1 protein-coding gene is annotated in these 7,152 nt (G+C 73.9%); it reads left to right on the plus strand.

The window, feature by feature from the left end; genetic code table 11:
- Positions 1 to 47: 47 nt before the first annotated feature.
- On the plus strand, positions 48 to 7,152 hold a 7,105-nt coding region (locus tag ACIPXC_RS34785), incomplete at its 3' end, for a type I polyketide synthase (protein ID WP_401626447.1).

Consider the following 7,152-nt stretch of genomic DNA (forward strand, 5'->3'; position numbering starts at 1 on the left):
TCAAGGCGACGCGGCTGCGGGTGAGCCATGCCTTCCACTCCGCGCACATGGACAGTGTCCTGGCCGACTTCCGCACCATGCTGGAGACGCTGACCTTCCGTGGCGCGAGTGTGCCGGTGGTTTCCAACCTCACCGGTGAGCTCGCCACCGACGACCAGCTCTGTGACCCCGGCTACTGGGTCGACCACATCCGTCACGCGGTCCGCTTCGCCGACGGCATCCGCACCCTGCGCAGCCAGGGCACCACCACCTACCTGGAGATCGGCCCCAACGCCGTCCTCACCCCCGCCATCGCCACGACCTTGGGCGACGACGAGCGGGTGCGGGTTCTTGCCGCCCTGCGGCGCCAAGCCGCCGACGAGAGCGTCTCGGCGCTCGCCGCACTGGCCGACGCCCACGCATGCGGCGCGCTGTCCGTCGACTGGCAGGCTCTGCACGGCCCCGCCCCGGTGAACCCGCTTGCCCTGCCGACCTATGCCTTCCAGGGCGAGCGGTACTGGCTGGAGCAGGCCGCGACGGCCGGTGACCTGAGCCGGCTCGGCCTGGACGGCGACGGAAGCCACCCCCTGCTGGCCGCCGCCGTCGAGCTGGGCGACGAGCAGGGCCTGCTGCTCACCGGCCGGCTCTCGCTGCGCACGCACCCGTGGCTCGCCGACCACGCGGTCGGCGGGCAAGTGCTCCTGCCGGGCACCGCCTTCGTGGAACTGGCGCTACACGCGGGGGACCGGTCCGGCTGCGGCGTACTGGACGAACTCACCCTTGAGGCGCCCCTGTTCCTTCCCGCGCGGGGCGCCGTACAGCTCCAGGTGGCCGTGAAGGCCCCGGAGGCCGACGGCCGGCGCGCGGTGACCGTGCTGTCCCGGCCGCACCGCGGCCCGGGGACGGGCGGCGTCGACGCGCCGTGGACGCGGCACGCGTCGGGGGTGCTCGCCGAGGAACCCGTCGGCTTCGAGGCCGCACCGGCCGCAGGGGCCTGGCCGGTTCCGGACGCCGAGGCCGTGCCCCTGGACGACGCGTACGCGGTGCTGGCCGGGCTGGGCTACGGCTACGGCCCGGTGTTCCAGGGCCTGACCGGCCTGTGGCGGCGCGGCGACGAGCTGTTCGCCGAGGTCCGGCTGCCCTCGGAGGCATCGGGTGCCGCTGATGCCTTCGGCCTGCACCCGGCGCTACTGGACGCGGCTCTGCATCCGTTCGTCCTGGCGGACGCCACGACGGCCGGATCCGGCGGGGCCCCCAGGATCCCGTTCTCCTTCTCCGGCGTACGGCTGCACGCGGTCGGCGCGGACTCGCTGCGGGTGCGGATCGCCCCGACCGGTGACAGCACCGCCGCACTGACGCTCACCGACGGTACGGGCGCGCCGGTCGCCGAGATCGCCGAGCTGATGGTCCGACCGCTGGCCACGGGAGCCCGGACCGACAGCGGGAACGGACTGCTGGCCCTGGGCTGGGTGCCGCTGCCGCTTGACGCGGCATCCGGCGAGGCACCGGCCGGGTTGGCGGAATACGAGGTGACCGCCGGGCAGTCGGTCCATGCGACCACCGCGGCGGCGCTGTCCCGAGTCCAGGAGTGGCTGGGGGAGGACGACGAGGGGGTACTGGTCGTCCGTACCCGGGACGTGGCCGGTGACCTGGCGGGCGCGGCCGTGCAGGGGCTCGTACGCTCCGCGCAGGCCGAGCACCCCGGCCGGTTCGTGCTGCTGGACACCGACGGCACGGACGTTCCGGCGCAGGCCCTGGCCTCCGCCGTGGCGGCGGGCGAGACCCAGCTGGCCGTGCGCGACGAGGAGTTGTCCGCGGCCCGGCTCGTTCCGGTCGCGGTGGAGGGTTCCGGGGTGGGGGACCGTCCGGTGTTCCGGGCCGGGGGCACGGTGTTGATCACGGGTGGTACCGGGGCGCTGGGTGCTCTGGTGGCCCGGCATTTGGTGACCCAGTACGGCGTGGGGCACTTGTTGCTGGTTTCCCGGCGTGGAGCGGCCGCGGCCGGAGCCGGGGAGCTGGCCGCGGAGCTGGGCGCGCTCGGTGCCCGGGTCACGGTCGAGGCGTGTGACACGGCTGACCGGGGTGCGTTGGAGGCACTGCTGGCGGGTATCCCGGCCGCCCACCCGCTCACCGCGGTGGTTCATACGGCCGGTGTGCTGGACGACGGCACGCTGGAGTCCCTGACTCCGGAGCGGTTGGCCGGCGTACTGGCTCCCAAGGCCGACGCCGCTTGGCATCTGCACGAGCTGACCCGGGAGCTGGACCTGGACGCGTTCGTCCTCTTCTCCTCGGTGGCGGGCACCTTCGGCACGGCCGGGCAGGCCAACTACGCCGCCGCCAACGCCTACCTGGACGCGCTCGCCCGGATCCGGCACGCCGCCGGGCTGCCCGCGACCTCGCTGGCGTGGGGCCTGTGGGCCGAGGCCGGCGGGATGACCGGCGAGCTGGTCGACGCCGACCTGCTCCGAATGCGCCGGGCCGGAATCGCCCCGCTGCCGAACGCCGAAGGACTGGCGTTCTTCGACGAGGCCCTCGCCGGGACGGCTCCTGCCGTGGTCGCGGCGCGCCTCGACCTGGACCAGCTGCGCGGGCGGGCCGGGAACGGCACGCTGCCCTCCCTCTTCCGCCGACTGGTCCGGGTTCCGGCCCGCCGCCGGGCCGCTGTCGGCCAGGGCGCGGCAGGGTCGTGGGCGGAGCGGCTGCGTATCCTGCCGGCCGCCGAGCGCGAGCAGACCGCGCTGGCCCTGGTCCGTGCACAGGCCGCGGCCGTCCTCGGGCACTCCGGCCCCCAGGCGGTGCCGACCGACCGGGCGTTCAGCGAGCTCGGCTTCGACTCGCTGACGGCCGTGGAACTCCGCAACCGGCTGAACCAGGCCACCGGGCTCAAGCTGCCCGCCTCGCTGCTGTTCGACTTCCCGACCGCGAGCGCGCTCGCGGCCCACCTGCTGGCCGAGACGGTCGGCACGGACGAGGACGGCTCCGGCGCCTTTGCCGGCGCTGCCGGCGCTTCCGCCGTCGCTGCCGACGAGCCGATCGCGATCGTCGGTATCGGGTGTCGTTTCCCGGGTGGGGTCACCGGCCCGGAGGAGCTGTGGCGGCTGGTGGCCGAGGGGCGGGATGCGATTTCCGGTTTCCCGGAGAACCGGGGTTGGGATCTGGAGTCCCTTTACGATCCTGATCCGGAGCGTCGCGGGACCTCGTACACGCGTCGTGGTGGGTTCCTGCATGATGCGGACCGGTTCGACGCGGAGTTCTTCGGGATCAGTCCGCGTGAGGCGCTGGCCACGGATCCGCAGCAGCGGTTGTTGCTGGAGACTGCGTGGGAGGCGTTCGAGCGGGCGGGAATCGACCCGGCGAGCCTGCGCGGCAGCCGGACCGGCGTGTTCGCGGGCGTCATGTACAACGACTACGCCTCGCGGCTCCAGCCGGCGCCCGAGGGGTACGAGGGTCTGCTGCTCGCCGGGAACACCGGCAGCGTGGTCTCCGGCCGGGTCGCGTACTCCTTCGGGCTGGAGGGGCCGGCGGTCAGTGTGGACACGGCGTGTTCCTCCTCGCTGGTGGCCATGCACCTGGCTGCCCAGGCCCTGCGCCAGGGCGAATGCTCGCTCGCATTGGCCGGCGGAGTGGCGATCATGTCCACCCCCAACACCTTCATCGAGTTCAGTCGGCAGCGCGGGCTGTCGGAGGACGGGCGTTGCAAGGCGTTCTCCGACGACGCGGACGGTACCGGTTGGGGTGAGGGTGCGGGTCTGCTGCTGTTGGAGCGGTTGTCGGACGCGCGGCGTAACGGGCATCGGGTGCTTGCGGTGATGCGTGGCAGTGCGGTGAACCAGGACGGGGCGAGTAATGGGCTGACGGCGCCGAACGGGCCTTCGCAGCAGCGTGTGATCCGTCAGGCGCTTGCCTCAGCGGGTTTGAGCGGGGCTGATGTGGATGTGGTGGAGGCGCACGGTACGGGTACGCGGTTGGGCGATCCGATCGAGGCCCAGGCGTTGCTGGCGACCTACGGTCAGGAGCGCGCTGGGGGTGATCCGCTGTGGTTGGGTTCGGTGAAGTCGAACATCGGTCACACGCAGGCCGCGGCGGGTGCCGCGGGTGTGATCAAGATGGTGATGGCGATGCGGAACCGCATGCTGCCGGCGACGTTGCACGCTGAGGTGCCGTCCACCCGGATCGACTGGGAAGCCGGTACGGTGAGCCTGCTGACCGAAGCTCGTGCGTGGGAGCCGGGTGCTCGACCGCGTCGTGCCGCCGTCTCCTCGTTCGGTATCAGTGGTACCAACGCCCACGTCATCCTCGAAGAACCCGAAACCGAAACCGCACCCGAACCGGTGGCCGAGGCAGAGCCCCCGGCCGACCGCCCGCTCCCCCCGCTCGTGCTGTCCGCCCGCGCCGAGCAGCCGCTGTCCGAACTGGCCGCCCGGCTACGCGACCTGCTCGCGGCGGACGCCCCTCACTCCGTCGACGTGGCGGACGTGGCCTGGGCACTCCACAGCACCCGGGCCGTCTTCGGCCAGAGGGCCGTCGTGACCGCCCCCGACCGCGACGCCGTACGGGACGCCCTGGACGCCCTCGCCGACGGCCGCCCCGACCCCCGCGTGGTCACCGCCGCCGGCACCCCCGGCGGCCTCGGCGGCACCGTCTTCGTCTTCCCCGGTCAGGGCTCGCAGTGGGTGGGCATGGCCCTCGAACTCCTGGAGACCGCACCGGTCTTCCGCGAGCGGATGGCGGAATGCGCGGCCGCGCTGGCCGAGTTCACCGACTGGTCGCTGTTCGACGTACTGCGTGGTGCGCCCGGTGCCCCCGGCTATGACCGGGTGGACGTCGTCCAGCCCGTGCTGTTCGCCGTCATGGTGTCGCTGGCCGCGCTCTGGGAGTCGTACGGTGTCCGTCCGGCCGCCGTGGTCGGGCACTCCCAGGGCGAGATCGCGGCGGCAGCCGTCGCCGGCGCGCTCACGCTCCAGGACGCGGCCCGGGTGGTCGCCCTGCGCAGCCGAGCCCTCGGCGCGCTGGCGGGCACCGGCGGAATGGTGTCCGTACCGCTGTCGTACGAGGAGACCGAGCGGCGGATCTCTGGCTGGCCGGGCCGGCTGTCGGTCGCCACCGTCAACGGGCCGGCATCGTGTGTGGTCTCCGGTGACCCGGAGGCGCTGGACGAGCTGCTCGACGCCTGTGCCGCCGAAGAGGTCCGGGCCCGCCGGATTCCGGTGGACTACGCCTCCCACTCCGCGCACGTCGAGGCGATCGAGGAAGAACTCCTCGGTCTGCTCGCGCCCGTCGCACCCGTCGCGGCACGCATGCCCTTCTACTCCGCCGTCACCGGCGACCTGCTGGACACCCGTCAGCTCGACGCCGCGTACTGGTACCGCAACCTGCGGGCGACCGTGCGCTTCGACCTCGCCACCCGGGCCCTGCTGGACCAGGGGCACGGGGCGTTCGTGGAGGTCAGCGCCCACCCCGTGCTGACCGCAGCCGTGCAGGAGTCGATCGCCGCCGCGGCCGACGAGCGGCCTGGCACACCCGGAGCCGAGGCGGTGGCCCTGGGTACCTTGCGGCGGGACGAGGGCGGCCTGGAACGCTTCCACGCCTCCGTGGCCGCCGGCTACACGGCAGGGCTGGCGGTGGACTGGACCCCCGCCTTCGCCTCCGCCGCGGGAACCGGCTCAGGTGAGCGCCCGTACCGGCACGTCGAGCTGCCCACCTACCCCTTCCAGCACGCCTCGTACTGGCTGGAGGGCGTAGCCCGCACCGGCGACATGAACACCGCCGGACTGCGCCCCGCCGCGCACCCGCTGCTCGGCGCGGCCGTCGAACTCGGCGGCGGCAGCGGCCTGCTGCTCACCGGCCGGCTCTCACTGCGCACGCACCCGTGGCTCGCCGACCACGCCGTCAGCGGCACCGTGCTGCTGCCCGGCACCGCCTTCGCCGAACTGGCCCTGCGGGCGGGGCGCGACGCGGACTGCCCGTACCTGGAGGAACTCACCGTCCACGCACCCATGGTGTTCGCCGCGGGCGCCGCGCTGCGGCTGCAGGTCTCGGTGGGCGAACCGGACGCGAAGGGCCGCCGCGACGTGGCCGTGCTGTCCCGGGCCGATGACGAGGATCCGCACGGCACGTGGACCCGGCACGCCAGTGGCACGCTGAGCTCCGGCCAGGACTCCACGGCCGGTTCCATCGGCTCCGCCGACCCGCTGCCGGCTGCATGGCCGCCGCCGGGCGCGGTCCCCGTGGATCTGGACGGTGCCTACGAGCGGCTCGCCGCACAGGGGTACGAGTACGGGCCTGCCTTCCAGGGCCTGCGCGCCCTGTGGCAGCTCGGTGGCGAGGTGTACGCCGAGGTGGCCCTGGCCGCCGGCGAGGGCGCGGACGCCGGTGCGTTCGGGCTGCACCCGGCGCTGCTGGACGCGGCCCTGCACCCGGTGGTGCTCGGTGCGCTCGGCGCGGTCGAGGAGGGTGCGCTGCCGTTCTCGTGGAGCGGGGTCACCCTGCACGCGGAGGGCGCCACCGCCCTGCGGGTCCGGCTGCGTTCGGCCGGCCGGAACGAAATCTCGGTCTCGGTCGCCGACGTGCTCGGCGGCGTGGTGGCGGACGTGGACTCGCTGAGTCTGCGCCCGGTGGACAAGGAGGGGCTGCGGACCGCCGGGGCCCGGCGGGTGCCGCTGCTGCGGGTGGACTGGCAGCCGTACGCCGGTCCGTCCGGCACGGGCGGCGCATTCGACGTGCTGGAGCCGGTGACCGGGAACGAGCCCGTCGGTGCGGTGCTGGCGAAGGTGCTGGCCGCGCTCCAGGCCCGGGTGGCCGCCGAAGTCGCCGAGCCGCTCGTCGTGGTGACGCGACGGGCCGTGGCCGTGCCCGGGGCCGGTGCCGAGCGACCGGATCCGGTGGCGGCGGCCGTCTGGGGACTGGTGCGTTCGGCGCAGACCGAACACCCCGGCCGGTTCGTACTGCTGGACCTGGAGGAGGGCGCGGACGTGCCCGAGCTGCCGGAGGCCGCCGCCGAACCACAGTGCGCGGTACGGGGCGGGCACTGGTTCCTGCCCCGGCTCGTTCCGGTCGCGGTGGAGGGTTCCGGGGTGGGGGACCGTCCGGTCTTCCGGGCCGGGGGCACGGTGTTGATCACGGGTGGCACCGGGGCGCTGGGTGCTCTGGTGGCCCGGCATTTGGTGACCGGGT

Origin of the sequence: Streptomyces sp. NPDC090021, from assembly GCF_044748225.1 — a bacterium.
Classification (GTDB): Bacteria; Actinomycetota; Actinomycetes; order Streptomycetales; family Streptomycetaceae; genus Streptomyces.